At 61.9% G+C, this 17,386-nt stretch carries 7 protein-coding genes; 5 read left to right on the plus strand and 2 right to left on the minus strand.

Features of this window, described 5'->3' with window-relative positions; genetic code table 11:
- Positions 1–67: 67 nt before the first annotated feature.
- Both KSS93_RS10960 and KSS93_RS10965 read right to left on the minus strand, forming a co-directional pair.
- Positions 68–2,134, minus strand: coding sequence for a hypothetical protein (locus tag KSS93_RS10960; protein ID WP_217888288.1), 2,067 nt, complete (start codon positions 2,132–2,134; stop codon positions 68–70).
- A gap of 123 nt (positions 2,135–2,257) precedes the next feature.
- A complete protein-coding gene (locus KSS93_RS10965) occupies positions 2,258–6,820 on the minus strand; it encodes an RHS repeat-associated core domain-containing protein (protein ID WP_217888289.1) in 4,563 nt (1,520 codons plus the stop codon).
- A gap of 415 nt (positions 6,821–7,235) precedes the next feature.
- Between KSS93_RS10965 and KSS93_RS10970 the strand changes: the two genes are divergently transcribed.
- From KSS93_RS10970 to KSS93_RS10990, 5 genes are read left to right on the plus strand one after another with little or no spacing between them, the layout of a single operon-like run.
- Complete coding sequence (locus KSS93_RS10970) at positions 7,236–9,020, plus strand: hypothetical protein (protein ID WP_217888290.1); 1,785 nt, start codon at positions 7,236–7,238, stop codon at positions 9,018–9,020.
- Positions 9,021–9,072: 52 nt separating this feature from the next.
- Positions 9,073–11,520 (plus strand): hypothetical protein, encoded by a 2,448-nt coding sequence (locus KSS93_RS10975; RefSeq protein ID WP_217888291.1) that lies wholly within the window; start codon positions 9,073–9,075, stop codon positions 11,518–11,520.
- Positions 11,521–11,553: 33 nt separating this feature from the next.
- Positions 11,554–13,965: a hypothetical protein gene (locus tag KSS93_RS10980; RefSeq protein ID WP_217888292.1), complete on the plus strand. Its 2,412-nt coding sequence runs from the start codon at positions 11,554–11,556 to the stop codon at positions 13,963–13,965.
- Positions 13,966–13,969: 4 nt separating this feature from the next.
- On the plus strand, positions 13,970–16,852 hold the full coding sequence (locus KSS93_RS10985; RefSeq protein ID WP_217888293.1) for a hypothetical protein: 2,883 nt from the start codon (positions 13,970–13,972) through the stop codon (positions 16,850–16,852).
- Positions 16,853–16,856: 4 nt separating this feature from the next.
- Positions 16,857–17,348 carry a hypothetical protein gene (locus tag KSS93_RS10990; RefSeq protein ID WP_217888294.1) on the plus strand — a complete coding sequence of 164 codons (492 nt, stop codon included), beginning with the start codon at positions 16,857–16,859 and terminating at the stop codon, positions 17,346–17,348.
- The last annotated feature ends 38 nt before the right edge of the window (positions 17,349–17,386 follow it).

Consider the following 17,386-nt stretch of genomic DNA (forward strand, 5'->3'; position numbering starts at 1 on the left):
AAACTCCTATTCCCCCTGGCTGGCAGCGACCCTGCGCAGGGTCGCTGCCAGCAAGCTTCAGGGAAGCTCACACATGGCATGTCAGGTTGCCGTCCGAGACCGCGATGCTGACGATGTTCTGTGTCGCATCGGATATCAGTGCCGGCTTGCCAGGCACGAGCACCGAATAGAACACATGAGCAAATGCGTACGTGTGAGCGGGGTCATAGATCGGCAGGATATGTCGGTCATAGGGCCCGATCTGCCAGATGAAGCCTTTCTCGATATCGTCCGCGGACAAATTCCGACTTTGCACCAGTTTCACTTCGTCGATTTCGTCCTGGCCGGCCATGTCCTTGGTCACGTACCAGTTGAGGGTAATCTGTGTGCCTGGGCTGACATTGAACCGTTCCGGAATAGCCGGGACTCTCGCCCTGAACACCGGTTCTGGGTCGGCTGCATCCGGGTCAAACCACAGCGAGGTGCAGTTCAGCCAAGGCCCATCGAGGTCGAGGAACTCCATCGGGTCGGGTGTCATGCTGATGGCATGCACGTTGACCAACTGACGCGGCGATTCCTGCTCGTTGATCGCATCCACGTCGCCGCGCACGGTGTAGTGCACCGGTAACTGCTCGTTGTTGCCTGCATCGCTGATGTAGCTCCATGGGATTTTGCACTCCACCTCGGGGCCATCTGCCAGGCTGACGACATAGCGCGCCTCGGTGACCAGGGTGCCGTCCCAGTAGAAGTCCATCACGTGCCCGTTTGCGGCATTGGCATAGAGCGGGAAGGACAGGGTGGCGGGCTGGTCGCGGTCGGCCGGCGCGAGCTCGTTGTCCAGGCCCGTCGAGCTGGTGATTCTGGGAGCGGCCAGCTTGGTGTTGATCGGGTCTGGCCAGTTGGGGTCTGGGTCGGGGCCCACCACCGAGAAGTCCACCTCCACATCGGTTGACTCCGGGCCGTAGGCGACTTGGCCGCGCATCACCTGGTAGCTGACCCGGGTGGTCTTGGGGCCGGTCGCCGCCCCGTAGTTTGTGTGCAGTATCGCGTTGGGTACTGGCACATCCACCGGGAACGGGCGGGTACCCATGGGTTCTGCGTCCAGCGTGTCGTCCCCCCATTTGATCAGCAGCACGTCCTGGTTCTTGCGGTTGCTGTAGGCGGGTATGCGCACGGTCACGCCAGCCAGGGCGTCCTTCATGCCCACCACTCCGTCGGCGGCCAGCGGTACCTCGGGCGGCAGCAGGTCTTCAGGTTGCGGGCCCAGCACCACATCGACCTGCACGGGGAAGGCCATGCGGCTGCGATTGGTGGCCTTGTCGTACAGCAGGTAGGTGATATAGAAGCGCCCGTCGTCCCGGTTACGCACTACTGCGGTGGGAACCGTGACCTTGAGGGTGTCATCGAGCACGGTGTTGTAGGCAGGAATGATCAGGTCGTCAGGGTTGCGGGGCCATTCGTCCAGGTAGTACAGGCTGCATCTGTCGTCTGGCTTGCGGTCCGGGTAGTCGGCCAGGGTCAGCTCGATACCGGCCGGGTGCAGCCCCAGGTACGCCTCATTGATCGGTTCGCTCGGCGCCTGCTCGAAGCGGGGCTCTTGTTCATCCCACGGCGCAACGGCGTCGCAGGTCAGCTGAATGGGTAGCGAATCCACGGAGTCGGAACTGCTAAAGTTCTTGTGTGCGTAGAGCACCCACAACTTGGCGTCGCGCGGCAACGCTTCTTTCGGCAGTGCCATCTCGAGGGGGAAGATATCGGGGTCAATGGGCAGATCGAACCGTCTTACGGCGCCGATTGTCTGGAAGCTGCCTGGCGTGCCGGTCAGCGAGTATTTGAGCTGCACGGTTTCGAACATCCCCGGCAATGGAAACGTGGGCAGGTTTTCCCATATCGGAATCTTCACCACGAGGTCTTCCTTCAGCACGTCTTTGTGCAGCAGACCGTCTGCGTCCTCGGTACCGTGCTCGTCCTTGACAATGCCATCGACGATCGGCTTGGCGTGTGCTTTAGTTTCGTTCGATGGCTGTTCGGTTTCATTGGCTTCACGCGGCGGCTTGAGTGCTTTCAGGGCGGCTGAAAGTTGCGCAGACCTGGAGGCCAGGTAATCACGGCGAACTTGTTCATCAAGAGTGCGTTTGTTTGAGGACGTGCTCATTTCAATACTCCAGTGCGTGGGGCTGTGTGAGTTGAGTGAATGCACCGTGAAACACCTCGCCTCGTCCTCAATTAACGGTGGCGAGGTGGGATTGCAATAACAACTTATGGTTCAGCGTATTGGCTAAGTTCTGGTATTCCCGGCTGGGCTCGGTTTTGCCGTAAACTCCCTAACTCTGCTGAACATCTTTGCTGCCTTGGCGTCTTTGTAGGCCTCAATTCCAGAAGTGGCCAGTTTCGCTCCTTTCATTGCATTTTTGGGGTTTACGAGCATAGAGGGCAAACCTAAGATAAATGACGCATAGCCGAGGTAATTACCAACTTGCATAGTGCTGTCGCTGCCGGTCAGTTGGCCAACAGTGGACGTAGCCACACCCACAAGCGACGACGCGGTAGAGCTTACAAGGCTGGCTAATACAATCTTGCTAGCAAGCGCTGCCGATATGGTCATGCCTGCAAATGTCGCAGTTGTTGCAACTGTCGTGGTTGTTGCAACTGCGGCGCTACCTGCTGAAACTGTACCCGCTAATGCAGGCGCAGTCGCCGGTGCAGCCAATCCTCCAGAAGCGACTGTAATGGCGATAAGGATGGCGGAAAACACTGCAGTCCCGACACCTATGAGTATGGATTGGATATCAACATGCGGCCCCCCCCAATAATAAATTGTCCGCTCCAGTTCTTCCCGTTTCTGGCTGGTCCCGCTAAAGCCAACACTGGAATGCCCCGTAGGGTCGCGGAAGGTCACCGGGTTGCCCTGGCAATAGCCGTAATAGTTCAGCCCACCCTCACCGAACGGGCTGAGCGCATCCGGGCTGTGGAACCTCATCAGCACCGGGTTGTAGGCGCGGTAGCCGTTGCCCAGCAGGTACCAGCCGCTGTCCGGGTCCAGGGCTTCGCCGTTATAGCCCAGCGCGCAATGCACGGGGTGCTCGCTGTACTGCTCGCCGTAGGCGCTGTAGCGGCTGCTGCTGCGCACATTACCCAGGCTCTCGGCGACCACGCTGTGGCTGAAGCTGGTGTGCAGCAGCAGCGGCGGTTGCGCGCCGGGGCCGCTTTGCTGCTGCCCCAGGGGCTGCTCGCCATGGTGGCAGTACAGGGTTTGCAGGCCGTCGCGCACCGCCATGCGCAGTTGCGCCCCGTCATACAGGCGCAGCTCTTGCGCGCTGGTGCCGCTGGCGCTGGCGACCAGCAGGCCGAAGGCGTCATAGCGGTAGCTGTTGCTGGCCTGGTCGATGCCCAGCAGGCGGTTCTGGCTGTCGTAGTGCAACTGGCGGCCGCGCTCGTCGCGGGTCAGGTTGCCGTTGGCGTCGTAGCTGAACCGAGGGTTCGGCTCGCTGCGCGGCGGGTTGTAGTCGATACCGATCAGCTGGCAGGGGTCGCTTTCGGCATAGCTGAACAGCGCCCGCTCGGGGCGTGGCCCACCGGCGAAGGTGGTGATGGTGCTGCTGATGTTGTCGTAGGCATCGAAGCCGAATATCTGGCTGACCAGTTGCCGACCCTGCGCATCCACGGGCAGCTCTGAACCCTTGCACATATGCTTGGCCAGGCGGGCGCGGGCGTCGTACTCGAAGAGTTCTTCCAGCAGCGAAACACCCGCTTGGCGCAGGTGCCGGCCTTGCAGCAGGTCGTCGTCCGTCCAGCTTTGGTCCAGCATCCGCTCGGTCTGGCCGGCCTGGCGCCAGGTGCGCTTCACTTCGCGGTCTTGGTCGTCGTATTCGATGTGGGTTTCAAGGCTGCTGTTGCTGGCCAGGTCCTTGCTGGTCAGCAGGTCCAGCCGGCCAAGCTCGTCGTAGTGGTAGTGCGCCTGCAACTGCCCCTGAAACTTGGCCTGCAGGCGGCCCTGCGGGTCGTATGTGTATTCGGTAAGGACGCCATTGGCTTCAAGGGTACTGCTGGGCCGGTCGCTTACCGTGCTCTGGTGGGTTGTACTCCAGCGCTTGCCGCTGGGTTCATCCCAGTGTTCGGCGACCAGCTGGTTGGCCAGGTTGTAGTCGAAGCTGCGCGTGCCTTGCGGGTTTTTGCTGGTTCGCAGGCGGGCACTGACCTTGTCGTAGGTGAAGCTGGCCAGATCGTCCGGGGCGCTGCTGCTGATCGGGTCGTCGGTCAGTTGCAGGTTGTAATCCAGTTCGATGCGTTCGCCTGCCGGGGTGATGTACCAGCGAGGCTGGCTTTCGCCTTCACGGAACTGGAAGTGCTCGACGCGATTGCCGCTGCTGGCGCTGATCAAACGGTCCAGGCCATCGTGGGACTGCGCACCGATATACCGAGCGGGCAGGTTGGTGTTGGCCGGGGTCACCAACAGGCTGGCAGGCAGGTCCTCGCTTGAGTGTTCGGCGTAGGTTCTGCTCAGGCGTGTGCCGTCTGGCAGCAGGGTGCTGAGCATGCGGTCCCAGGGGTCATAGCTGAACTCGGTGACATGGCGGCGCTCGTCGGTTTGTTCGAGCGTACGCCCCAGGCCGTCGTACAGGTAGGTGCGTTCGGCAACGAGGTCGCCCAGCGCGTTCAGGCGCCTGGTTTTCACCGGTTTCTCGAACAGGTTGAGCCAGGTTTCGCGGTTGGCGCTTTTTGCCCTGGCACGCTGCTTCACCTGCGTGGTGCCGCCGCGCAGGGTGAGGGTGCTGATGCGCACGGCGAGCGTGCCGCCTTCGCGCCAGCTACGGCGCACCGGCCCTGCATGGTGCGAGGTACCGATGGGGTCGAGCGCGTCGTGCTCTTCGACCCCATCGGGGCCGATCACGCAGCACTGCTCGCCCCAGTCGTCATACCGGTAGAGGGTAGTCAGGGGCGGCAGCCGGTTACCCTTGAGCCAATCGGTATGCGTTTCGCTCACGCGGTTACCCAAGGCGTCGTAGGTGTTCGCCAGCAGTTCGAAAAACATCTCGGGGCGCTGCTCGTGGATGTTGTCCCGGCTCTCCCTGGCGACCCTGCCCAGGCCATCCAGTTCGGTGAGGCTGGTGACCCCGCGGGCGTTGCGCACCCACTGCCTGGCAATGTCACCATCGTTGGCGCAGAGGGCGTAGATGTACTCCTTGCTTGCGGCGTAATCGGTGCCTGGCGACACCCGCTCACGGGTAACCCGGCGCAAGGCGTCATGTTCGCGCTGCAGGTGCACGCCGTTCTCGTCGCGTTCGTACACGGTTTCGCCCAGCAGCAGCGAGCGCCGTTGCATGCTGGAGCGCTCGGTGCCGTCGTAGCCGAGCAGCTCGGTGGTGGTCTCGAGCACCGGTTGCCCGCTCGATTCATCGGTCAATAACTTGAAATGGTACTGGGTGGTGGTCTGCAGCTTGCCCTGAGTGCGCACCTGTTGGTACCGCCGGCCATGCAGCAGGCTGCTGCCGGGCGCATCGATGTAACGGTTGAGGGTGCGTTGCAGGGTTTGCCCCTGCTCTGACAGGGTCTCGCTGTGTTCGGTGACCCAAGGCTCGAGGTGAGTGGTGTGGCCGCTCAGCGTTGGCAACTGGCGGTAGGTATAAGTGCGCACAAGTTCCGGCGCTTGCTGCGCGCCGTCAGCTGAAGGGGTGACGGTCTTGCTCTTGAGGTGGCGCCTGAAACCGTAGGGGTCGCCCGGAAAACCTGCTTCTGCCTGCGGGCCGAACCAGCTGCTGCGCTCTATCACGCCGTTGGGCTGTTTACGCCAGATTGTGTTGCCATGGGTATCGTATTCGGTCTCCAGGGTTTCCAGGCGGCTGGGCGGCGCGTGGCCGTCCTTGCTCCAGCGGGTTTGCTCCTTTATGGGTAATTGCAAGGTGGCCACCTGCTGTGCAAAAGGCAGGTTGTCTGCCAGTTGGTAGGTGGTAATGAGCTCGTGGATACTGCCGTTCTGCGCCGTGCGCACAGACACCGGCAGGTGGAAGCGGTTGAAGGTGCGGGTGATGCTTTTCAACTCGCGGTTGTTGGCATCGCACAGGCTCTCGACGGTCTGGTACTGGTAATCCCCGGTGTGCTTGTACAGGTTGTCCAGGCCATCGTCGGTCCAGGGGAGCGTCGTGCCCTGGCCCAGAAAGTTACCGCTCGGGTAGCTGTAGTTGGTCTGGAAGGCTACCTGGCCAAGGCCTGGTTCGACCGTGTGGCGGGTCACCCGCGGCAGGGGCGGGCGGCTGTTACCGGGGAACAGGTGGCCGCCATCGGTGTATTGCAGGTATTCACGTGCGCCAGTCGGCGTGGTGACCCGCTCCAGGCACACATGGCCCAGCACCTCGCGGTAGACGAAGCGCCAGCTGGCCTGTTCGGCGCTTGGCAGGATGATCGAAGTGACTCGCCTGTCTGCTTCTTGCAGGACCATCTTGTAGCTGGCTACCGGCTTGCCGCCGGGGCCCTGGTAGGGGCGCTCGCGAAACTCCACCTGGCCGCTCTGGCGCTCGATTTCCAGCAGGGTCTGGCCACTCCCGTCACGCACTGCCGCGAGCATTACATAGTTGGGGTTGAACGGGGTGTAGCTCAGCGCCAGCTTGTGCCCCTGGGGCGAATACACCTCCACCGGCAGGGCAATCTGCCCCCGCTGGCTGCCCATCGTCTCGAGGATCTCCACCAGCCCGGAACGGTGCACCACGCGATAGCGACGGGCCCCGCCGGGGCCGGCAGGCTCGGGGTACAGGTGAAAGTGCGCAAGTTTTTGCTCGGGCATGTGCAAGCGGCCGCCCTGGCTGCCGCTGACCTTGAACGACTCACCGGTAAAAGTCGTGAGCATGCCGTTGTGCTCGGTGTATTGCGTCAGTTGCAGGTTCCAACCTCTGCCCCATCCCGAATCCAGGGTGTTGAGCGGGTTGAAGTTCAGGGCCAGCTTAAACTCCGGGCCCCGCAAAAAGTTTGCTCCCAGGTCGGGAAGTTTGATCGATAACGTGTATTGCCCGGTGCGGCTGTCTACACCGCCCTCCATGAAACTCATGAAGTTTAGGGCGTTGGAGTGCACGGAAGATTCCGAACTCATGGCGGGTCTCACTGGCGAAGTGAATGATCGTGGGCGGTATATGGGCCGCCTTGTTGAATAAACACTAATCAACTTGCTGCGCACTGGCACCTAGCAGTTTTGTCAGGTGTCAGCCTGAACCCGCAGCGCTATAACTTCGGCCCATCGATCAACTCATTGCCATTAGGGGTGATGCATGGATATGCCGGACGTTGCTCATTTGGACCCGCGGACCAACTCGGTCAGCCTGGCTGCAGTGGGGGCCGGCCCGCTTGAAACCTGGATTATCTACCCAGGCATCGCACCGGGCGATCTGGTACGGATCAACTGGCGTGGGCGTGGCGCGGCCGGTGAAGTCAGCGACGAGTTCGGCGACAGCGAAGTGGATGTGCTGGATGGTGCCGGGCGCTGGATGTTCCGCATCCCCAACAGCGTGCTCGCGCCGCTTAGCGGGGGCATAGTGTTCTATTCGTTCCGGCGCCTTGACCAGGGTGGCCAGCCTGTCGGTGACGAGTCGCTGCGCCGCTATTTCTTCATCGACCGGCCAGACTTGCCTATGTGGAGGCCGGAAGTTGTGCAGTTGCGCGATGCCCACGACCTGGTCATCGACGTGGAATTGCTGGACCCCACCGGGATGCTGGTAGTCACCCCACCCTACGCGGCCATGGCCCCGGGGCAACGCGTGACCCTTTTCTGGCGCCCCTGGTACGACGAAAGCCTGGAGGGTAACGAGGTCAGGCTGGAGCACGTGGTGAGCGCCACCGAGGTGGGCCAACCGTTGCTTTGGCGTCTGGATTACGGCGACGTGGTCCCGTACTTCGACGGCTTTGCCTACCTGCAGTACTGCATCGAGTTCGACAACGGCGAGCTCACCTATTCGCCCGAACAGCGCTTTTCCATCGTCTGGGCAGAGCCGCCCGCCGCACCGCAACTGGGCGCCCCACACATTCCCGGGCATGTGGGCGAGCTGCTTGACCCCGATGACCAGGCCTACGAGGGCGGGGTGTGGCTGATCGCTGAAAACTACCCCGAACTCGAACTGGGAGATTCGCTGCTGCTCTACGCCCAGGGGCCCACACTCGAACTGCGCACCTTCCGTGCCGATGCAAGCTCGGTCGACAGCGGGCGGATGGCGTTCTTCCTTGACCGTGCCTGGCTGCAGAGTGAAGTCAACCGCGGGCAGCAGGTCACCTTCAGCTATGGGGTCGCCAGGCAGGGCATGCAACGCAATTCGCAGGCGTTGACCGTGGCGTTGCAACGGCCCCTGCGCCTGCCCTTGCCGGTGATTCGCGATGCCCGGCCCGAGGCCGACGACCAGGCGCACCAGGGCGCAATCTACCCACGGGACTTGCAGCAAGGGGCACAGGTGAACGTGCCCGCTGACGCGGTGACAGATGGCGGTGCCCTGCGCCTGCACTGGGAGGGCCACGGCAGCACCGGCAACCTGGTAATCGACACACCGGATACCAACTACCCGAGGCGCTTCTCGGTACCCAGGGCGGCGATGGCCGCCAATTTCGGCCGCCGGCTGTGGGTGTACTACACGGTGACCAAGCCCGGCCAGGCCCCCCAGGCCTCGGCCAAGTTCGACTTGCGGGTGGCGGACTTTGAGGCAATCAACTACCCGGTGGTGCAACTGGATGGGGTCGCCGGCCAGCAACTGTCGCTGGCCAAGGTGCCGGCTACGGGGTGCCGCTGCCGGCTGGGTTCGTGGCCCTTCATGGCCGAGGGGCAACGCCTGGGCATGCACGTCGAGGGCCTGCCGAACAGCGGCAAGCCCGCTGAGTTCGAGATTCGCCCGCGGGATACCGAGGTGACCGAGGAGGAGTACTACGACGGTGAGATCGTGGGCTTTATAACCAAGGCATTCCTGCAGGGTTTGAGGTTGAACCAGAAGTTCAGGGTGTCGGTGCAGGCAAGTTTTGATGACGGTGAAACCTGGCGGAACTTCCGCTCGGTAGAGATCACATTGATCAACTGAAAGAACACAGGTGGCAGAGGTATTTATGACGACTAATTCAAAGGCAGAGCTGTTGAACTGGTTGAAAGAGCCTGGCCGTTTGCAGGGTTACGACATGGTGTTTGCCATCGACAAGGCCAAGGCCGATGCCTTGCTGACCCAGGAATATATCCGACGGTTCAAGACCACGTCCTATTTGCCGCCGGTGAATGGTGAAACGAAGCCGGAACTTGGCAACAAGGTGTACATGCATAATTTTGTGCTGGACCACCCGCGGTTGTCGTTCGATAACGTCGATATCACCAGTTCCAAGGCCAGCCTGCGCATGAAGCTGGTCGGCGGCAATCAGGTCAATTTGAAACAGGCCGGCGCGCACTGGTACCCGCAACGCATGGACTCGATCGACCCGCTGGTGGGGCCGGAGTTGATCTTGAAGCTGGAGCTGGGCGATGTGCCGGGGTATGTGGATGACGATGGCAGGATCAAGCTCGATTTGCGTAATAGCGATAACTTCGTGCTGACGTTTTCCGACTCCAATCGGTTGCGGGAACTGGGCGGGGATGTTTTCAAGGAGTTGTTTCGCGCGCTGCCCGTTGAAAAACGGGTGTGGTCGCTGGGGACTATCGAACGGGGCCCGGATGAGCTGTTGCAGCCGGAGAGTTTTCTTCTGCGTACCCAGCGCAATCCGAGTGCTTCATTCGCCCCGGCGGCGGGGGCCGATCAGCCGGATGTGGATGGGGCTGTGATGGGGCTGGTGCTGATGGTGGGTAATGATGGCAAGCAATCGGAGCCGCCGGATCCGAACTATCGATATCTGATCCCCTCCGATAACGCCGGATACTCGGCATCTGTATTGCTGGAAAGAAAGCGGGTCATCATGGCTGCGTTGGCCAGAAGTTTGCCGCGTGCTCATTTTGGTGACTTGGCATTTAAATTTGAATTTCGCGGTGAGGATATCATTGCTACGGCGGTTTCTGGCTGGATGGAGTTTGCATCGGGAGACTGGAGTGATGAGTATCGGGAACGTTCTCTTTTTATCTGTGACATGAAGGTGGTTGTTCCGGCTTTTAGGGTTTCGCTAAAAGATGTTCTGTCGCTGAAGTTGGTCGGTGACAAGGTGAGCATTGATATGGCTTGTGTTTTTACTGCGGGTTGTGATGTGACTCGGTATTGGGAAGCACCGCCGTATCCACACTTGAATGCTCAGGCTATAGAGGTGGGTTGGGAGGCTGATTTTACGCTTGACTTCAGAGCGAGTTGGAAAGTTTTAAGTTCTCTGGGCGGCATTCTTAGGTTGGACGCAATCGCGCTTGATGTTGGATTTACTTATGGAGAGGATAATTTCCCTCGGCGTCGCGAGCCGTTACCTCCAGGCGTTGAAGCTGGAACCGCTTATAGTATGGGGCACGCTTTATTTGTAAGCCTTTCGCCTTGGACAGCGTTAATCCACGTCGTAGAAGAAAAATCCGTCCCCGCGCTGAGGGCGGCAATTACCAAGGACCTGAGCATCTGGACCGATACTTCCGATGCCGTGGCGCAAACCCTCAAACTCAACTTCGGCGGTGCGCTGGTGCCGGCAGAGCAGCACCTGCCCCGCGATGTCGTCACTTTCGGCCACGTCAACCCGAGGCTCACCACGTTCACTCTCACGCCTCTTGAATCCATTCTGGTTCAAGGCAGCAAACTGCAATTCGCCACCGTGCCGTCAAACCCGAACGTCACTTGGTCGGCCGAATCAGTCGAAGGCTCCAGCGACGCCCCCGGCGAGTTCAGCAAGACGGTCAAGGGCGAGTACCTGGCGCCCCCCGCCAGCGGCATCCACGGTGCTTTCACCCGTGTACGCATCACCGCCACCGACTGGTCCACCGGCTACAGGGCCTCGGCGCTGGTCAGCGTGGTGAAGAACGCCCTAAGCGTTAGCCCGCTGGTGGAGGTATGCCAGGTAGGCGATACCGGCGTCAGCCTCAAGGCCGGCCACGTGGGCCAGGGCGAGCTGAGCTGGAAGGTCCTCGGCGCCGCACCCCATGGCCGACTTGCCGAGGACAAGGGCCAGGCCAACACCTACATCCCCGGCGGCAACATCACCGGCAAGGCGTTCGTGGTCGAGCAGGTCGAGGTACGCAACAGCCTGACCAACGAGTACCGCACGCTATGCATGATCACCGCCATGACTGTCATGCGCCCCTCGGACGTGCTGGTGGACAAACTGGATGCGCAACTGGGGCGGGTATGGCTGTCGGTGTCCGTGGGCAGCGGTTCAGGTATCGATGAGCTCTCGGTGGTTCATGGCCCTGGCCAGATCGACACGGATGCTGAAGGCAAACTGTTCTATCAGGCCGACAGCTCGAGCTCGGAACCTTTTTGTGTGGTGCGGGCGCTCTGGAATGCGGTGCCCGGGATCGTGTCGTTCGAGGGCTTCATCGTGCTGCCGCTACCCCTGGCTGAGCACAGCGATGCCTACCAGACCCTCGAACAGGCCGGGCAACAGGCGTTGCGCAGGTTGACAGGCACCACTGCCTAAGCGGCCCCATTATTAGTCAAACAGGAATACACCATGGCTACCAACAATCTGGCCGAGCTTTTGGCCTGGATGAAACAGCACCCCAGCCACCTGAACTGGGACTACACCCTGGCCATGCACCCGCAGCATGCCAACAACCTGGTGCAGATGGCGCACTACAGCCGAGAAGGCAGCGCGCTGGGCGATATCGAAGGGGATATCCCCGTTCCGGGTACGCATATCACCCACGTGCTCTCGGGTTACCGCATGGGCCCGCCGCAGCTCGACGACCTGCAAGCGGCCTACGAGTCGCCCAGGGTTCGCCAGGCCATCACCCTGGAGGGCGGCACCCAGCTGATCATGGACAAGACCGAGGGCCTGATGGGCCTGGCGGTGCATGACCCGCTGGACCCCTTGTGGGTGCGTCAGGAGCTGGCGTTGAGTGCCGATACGCAAGGGGTAAGGGCCGACTTGCGCGATGGCATCGATACCGAGCTCGACCTCGGCGGCGGCTTGCAGCAGCGCCTGGCAGCGGGGCGCTTCTTCATGGAATTTGTGAGCGGCCTGGATATTGCCAGGCGCGTCTACCCGCTGGTGGATTTTCAGGCGCTGTTGGGCAACCCGTACCTGGGCGTTCGCGACAGTGCGGTACGCACCCACATCAGCAAGACTGACGGCAAGGCGGCGTTGGTGGTATTCGCCAGCGTGAACAACGGGCCAACAGGCGATTTTCCCTCCGAGAAATCGAACTTCCCGTTCCTGCTGGTTGATGACCTGCAGCAGCCGGTCACCTCCACACTGCTGCTGTCGTCCCGTTTGCTGCACCGCGCCGCCTATGCCCAGGGCCTGGAGCAGATGCTCGAAGGGGGCGCGTTCGAGGCCTTTCACGACAAGGACCAGACCCTGCTACGCCTGGACGCCAAGGCCGGGCAACTGCGGGTGTACCCCTGCGAGTACCAGGGCCACGATTATGCGTTTAGCTGCGAGGAGTTCGTCATTCCAGTCACCGGGGCGCCTGCTGCGGCTGGCATGACCGAGCGAGCACTGGGCGGCACTTGCTGTTGCTGCGCTACGCCCGACAACCGGGAACTGGCGCCCGAGCAAGCCTTTGTGGGGCCATTGAGCGTCGAGTTCGATGCCGACGAAGTGCGCCAGCGCTGGGCCTCCCATTGCACCTTGTCGTTCAGCTTCAAGGCCAACAGCAACGATTTCTGGCAGAACGTCACGGCCACCTTCCGCTTCGACCTGCGTACCTTGTTCCACCTGGTCAAGCCCAGCGCCGCAGAAAGCGCCGGCTGCCTGCTGCTGGGGCAAGTGCTGTGGCCTTGGGAGCAAACGGCCGAAGTCACGCCGGTCAGCGGCCTGCCGGGTGGGCTGAGTGATGCGGCGCTGGCAGAGATCAATGCGTTCGTCGCCTTTCTGATCAAGCAGGCGGTGCTCGAGGGCCTGGCGAAAAAGCTCAGCGCGGCGGTGCCTGAGCAATTGATCGAACACATGCCGTTGGCCGCCGACTACCGCTTCAACCCCTTCCATTTCGAGCTGCCGAACGGCATGGCGTTGTTTGCCAACCAAAGCAGCACTGCGTTTTTCCGTGTCGTTGACCCACCGCAACTGTTGGCCCCGGGGCAACGTCATACCTTCAGCGTCGAACCTGCCACCGAGGGGGTTGCCTGGGCGCTCGAAGGGCTGCCAGGCAGCGTCGGCGATATTGGCCGCATCGATGCCAAGAGCGGTGAATACCGCGCCCCGCCAGCCCACGCCATGGGCGGGCAGCAGGTGCGCGCGCGGGTGGTAGCCACCGACCCCTTCAGCGGGCAGCGCAGTACCAGCATGGTGACGGTGGTGCTGGCTGCGCTCACGGTCAACCCGCTGGTCCAGGTGTGCTACTTCGAGGATCAGCTGACCCTGAGCGCCGGTACCCTGGAAGGCAAGCTGCAGTGGGAGGTGCTCGACCCTGGCGCCGAGGGGCGTGGCTCGTTGCGGCCCGATGCGGATGGCAAGCGCTGCACCTACACCGCCGGCAGTGCGGTTGCCGACAACCGCACCTATGTGCTCGATCAGGTCAAGGTGCACAACGCGCAAACCGGCGAGGCGGCCATGGTGCATGTGCTGGTGCGTCAGCGTCGGCCTGAAATGGACGTGCTAATCGCCCAGCAGTTGCCCGATGGCAGCCTGCAGTTGCAGGGGCGCGTCAACGGCCAGGTCATGCCGGATGTGCAGTGGACGCTGCAGACCGCTGAAGCTGGCTATTTGTCGCCTGAGGGGTTGTACACCCCGCCGTCGTCCGACACTGCACGCTTCGCGCTGATCACCGGCAAGTGGGAGTTCAAGCAGGGGGGGCTGGAGTTTCTCTTCGAAGGCCACCTGATCCTGCCGCTCCCGCTGGCACTGCATTTCGACGCCCTGCGCCGTATTCACCAGCCGGCGGGCCTGCGCGCCGGCACACAACCACTTTCAGGAGAGTGACGCCATGTCCAATTCAATGGCGCAATTACTGGCGCGCATGCGCCAGGGCCCGATCACCCTGGGCTGGGGCGCGGTCGCCGCCTACAGCCGGTCACGGCTCAACAACCTGCTCGAGCAGCAGTACCTGGCCCGCCTGGCAGACAACAGCTACCTGCCGCCTTTCACGCAAAAGCTGGCCAGCGACCTGCCTGGCGACACTATTGAACTGCAACGCCTGGCGTTCGGCGCGCCGCTGCTGTCGTTCAGCAACGCTTCGCTCAGTGGCTCGAAGGCCTTGCTCAGGCTGAACCTGGTCAGTGGCGATATCATCACCACCGGGCAGTTGGTCAGCAGCACCGTGGTGACCGAGGCGCAAGGGCTGTGGGTGGAGCTGGAGCTGGACCTTGAAACCGTGACCGGTGAGGTCGACCGCTATGGCCGGGTGACGCTGAACCTGGCCCACGGAGCGCGCTTTGCCAGCAACCTTTTCGAGCACGACAGCAACCTCTACCCGCAGCTGATCAAAGCACTGGAAACGTGGATGCATCGGCTGCCGGCTCGCTATGCGGTATTCGAGCTTGGTACCGTCGACTTCAGCCATTACGACGAACTGGCCCCCTCCCGCTTCATCATTCGCACCCAGGCGGCACCCGGTGCCAAAGTGCGTGGGGCGCTCAACCATGGCGATGGCGCGGTACTGGTATTCATTCAACTGCGCGGCCTGGCCAGCAGCAGCAACTTGCCGGATGACAGCTTCCCTTACCTGATTCCCGATGGTGATTTTTCTGCCACCCTGGTGCTGCACAAGGACCTGCTCGGCTACGCCTCGGAGCAGGGCCTGGAACTGCTGGCCCGCCTGTTGTTCCCGCAGCTCAACGCCTTTGTCAAAAAACAGGACCACACGCCGCTGGACCGGGCACTGTTCGGCAACATCGACCCGACGAAGAGCCGCTTTACCCTGACGCCGGCGCTGGGGGCGGTGATCGCGGCAGGGCAGAGCCTGCAGTTCGCCCTGCACGATGGTCTTGGCAGCCCGGTCACGGCGACGGCATGGCACGCGGTCAGCCCGCACAGCCATACCGCCGCCGGCCACGGCAGCATCAGCGCCCAGGGCCTGTACCGGGCACCGTGGGCGGGCGAGATGGGCCGTGAAATGGTGACGGTGATCGTCACTGCCGAGTATGCCATGCCGGGCATCACTTACCGCGCGGCGGCTCGCCTGCATGTCACCGCAGAAGGGCTGTTGGTGACCCCTAGCGCCGGGGCCTATCGCCCGCAACAACAGGAGCAAGGGCTGGATGTGTGGAACGCAGGCCTTGGCGCCACAGCCTTCGAGCTGCTCGAACCCCGCCTCGGCGAGCTGGCGGCTTTGGACAACAAGGGCGCCAGGTTCGTCCCGCACCCGCACACTCGGCGCCGCGCGCTGGCGGTGCAGCAGGTGCAGGCCAGCGCGGGCGAGCAGCGCGACGCCGCGCTGATCCTGGCCAACGGCCAGCCGCTGGTGGGCCTGGCCCCATCGTTCGTGCCGAGCATGGCCCATGGCGGCACCACTCAGTTGAACGACATCAACCGCATCATGCCCAACCAGCCGCGGCGTTGGCGGGTGCTGGCCGGGCCTGGCAGCGTCAGCCCCTCGGGGCTGTTCCAGGCCTCGTCGCAAAAGCCGTCGCAAAGCAACGTGGTGGCCTGCGAAGTGGTGCACAACGGCGTGCTGTTCGCCACCGGTTACAGCGTGCTGAAGGAGACCAGCCTGGCGGCCGTGGACACCTGGAAATCGCTGAACCTGTTCACCCTCACCGTCGGCAAAAGCCCCAGTGGCACCCGCGGCAGGGTCGGCCCCAGTGGCTACCAGCAACTGGAGGTAGAGATCACCGTCGAAACCCAGGCGGTGGATGGCAAGGACTACAAGCTGAGCGTCGACGAAATCGCCAGCCTAAGGCTGTTTGACCGCGCCTCCGGGCAGCAGGTCCCTGAGCTGGCCGACAGCGAAGAAGGGATCTCTCTGGGTGAAGGCCCGGTGTGGCGAACCAGCCGAAAGAGGAACCGCTTCGTGCTGGCCAACCAAAGCGACCCGATGCCGGGCGCCGAGCCCGTGCCACGGGGCGCCGAGGATCGCACCATCCGCCAGGTCCTGTATCTGCAGCGGCGCGGCACATCCGGTTCGCAGGTGTTCTACGCCGGCTTCCAGAAAGATACCGGCGAGTGGTTCTACTCCAATGCCACCTCCCACATCAATGCGACCATCGAGGTTGATGTGCTCACGCCGGAACCGTTCAAGAACGCGGACTACACCTTGACCCGCCGACGGGTGGATGGCGGCGGCGGCGACGCCGGTGGCTCCGACCCGGAAGCCGACGACTTCGACCTGCACCCGGTGACCGAAGACTACTGGCTGCTCGACTACCGTGAGGGCACGTTCTATACCGCGGAGTTTCTCAAGCAGTCTGAAAATTCTAGCGACCAGACGCTGAACACCTCGATCGCGCGCTGGGAGAGCCCTTACGGGAACCAGACCTACCACAGCTACACCGGTTACATCTTCCAGAACCATGGGCAGCCCAAGCCTACCGAAGTGAGCTTCGATAGCAGAATGGAAGATTTGCTGGGGCGTAGCGATTTCAAACGCTCGGTAAAAACCCAGTACGAGGCCGGGCTGCTGGTGATCGCCAACTATCGCAACACGAACCGGCGGCTGGATGCTGTCAGGGGCTCCCAGGCATACAAAAACATGTCCCAACCGTTGCTCATTCGCCTGCGCGATCACCGCGCCAATGAGCACCTGATCCAGATCGACTACCTGCCGGAGGGCACCATCGGCGACCGCAATGTGCTGGTGCACACTGTGCCATCACGTCCGTCCGCGCAGGGTAACGCAACCATTGTCCGTTTCAGCGACAGCGAGGAGTGATGTGATGAATGCAAAGACATTTTGCCTGCAGGGTTTGCTGGGCCGGTTGCTGCTGACTATGGCAGTCGGCTCGCTGGCGCTCCCGGCCATGGCGGCAGGGACCATCGTAATGGCGGAAAAATTTGAAAATGGCCTGCCTGGTGGCAACCAGTGTTCCGTGCCGGTGCCGGCCGTTGGATCAGGGGTCACGTCGATAAAGCTGGGAAGCACTTCGTGCAAGAACGATCAGGTTCGCTACTTCCGCTTCGTCGATGTGCCTTCGCCAACCATGGTGGTTTTTGCCAACGATGGCGAATGCGGCGGTGGCAGCTGGAGGCTCGGCGTACGCGCGTACAAGCATCCGACCACATCGGAATGGAAAACCCTGCAAGAGATTCGTGATACAGAAATGAACAAGCCCGTAGCGGTTGGCATTGAGAAAGTGGATGACAACGGTAAGACAGATCAGATTCCAGGCAAGCTTTCGTGCATGGAAATCTACCCGCCTTCGCCTTGAGAAACGTTGCCGATATTCAAACTTCTCAACTATCGAGG

The sequence above is a fragment of the Pseudomonas xanthosomatis genome (genome assembly GCF_019139835.1).
Taxonomy (GTDB): Bacteria; Pseudomonadota; Gammaproteobacteria; order Pseudomonadales; family Pseudomonadaceae; genus Aquipseudomonas; species Aquipseudomonas fakonensis.

Excerpts from the sequence above, each read along its gene's own strand:
- KSS93_RS10960 (WP_217888288.1), bottom strand. The coding sequence starts at position 2,134 with ATGAGCACGTCCTCAAACAAACGCACTCTTGATGAACAAGTTCGCCGT.
- KSS93_RS10965 (WP_217888289.1), bottom strand. The coding sequence starts at position 6,820 with ATGCTCACGACTTTTACCGGTGAGTCGTTCAAGGTCAGCGGCAGCCAG.
- KSS93_RS10970 (WP_217888290.1), top strand. The coding sequence starts at position 7,236 with ATGGATATGCCGGACGTTGCTCATTTGGACCCGCGGACCAACTCGGTC.
- KSS93_RS10980 (WP_217888292.1), top strand. The coding sequence starts at position 11,554 with ATGGCTACCAACAATCTGGCCGAGCTTTTGGCCTGGATGAAACAGCAC.
- KSS93_RS10985 (WP_217888293.1), top strand. The coding sequence starts at position 13,970 with ATGTCCAATTCAATGGCGCAATTACTGGCGCGCATGCGCCAGGGCCCG.
- KSS93_RS10990 (WP_217888294.1), top strand. The coding sequence starts at position 16,857 with ATGAATGCAAAGACATTTTGCCTGCAGGGTTTGCTGGGCCGGTTGCTG.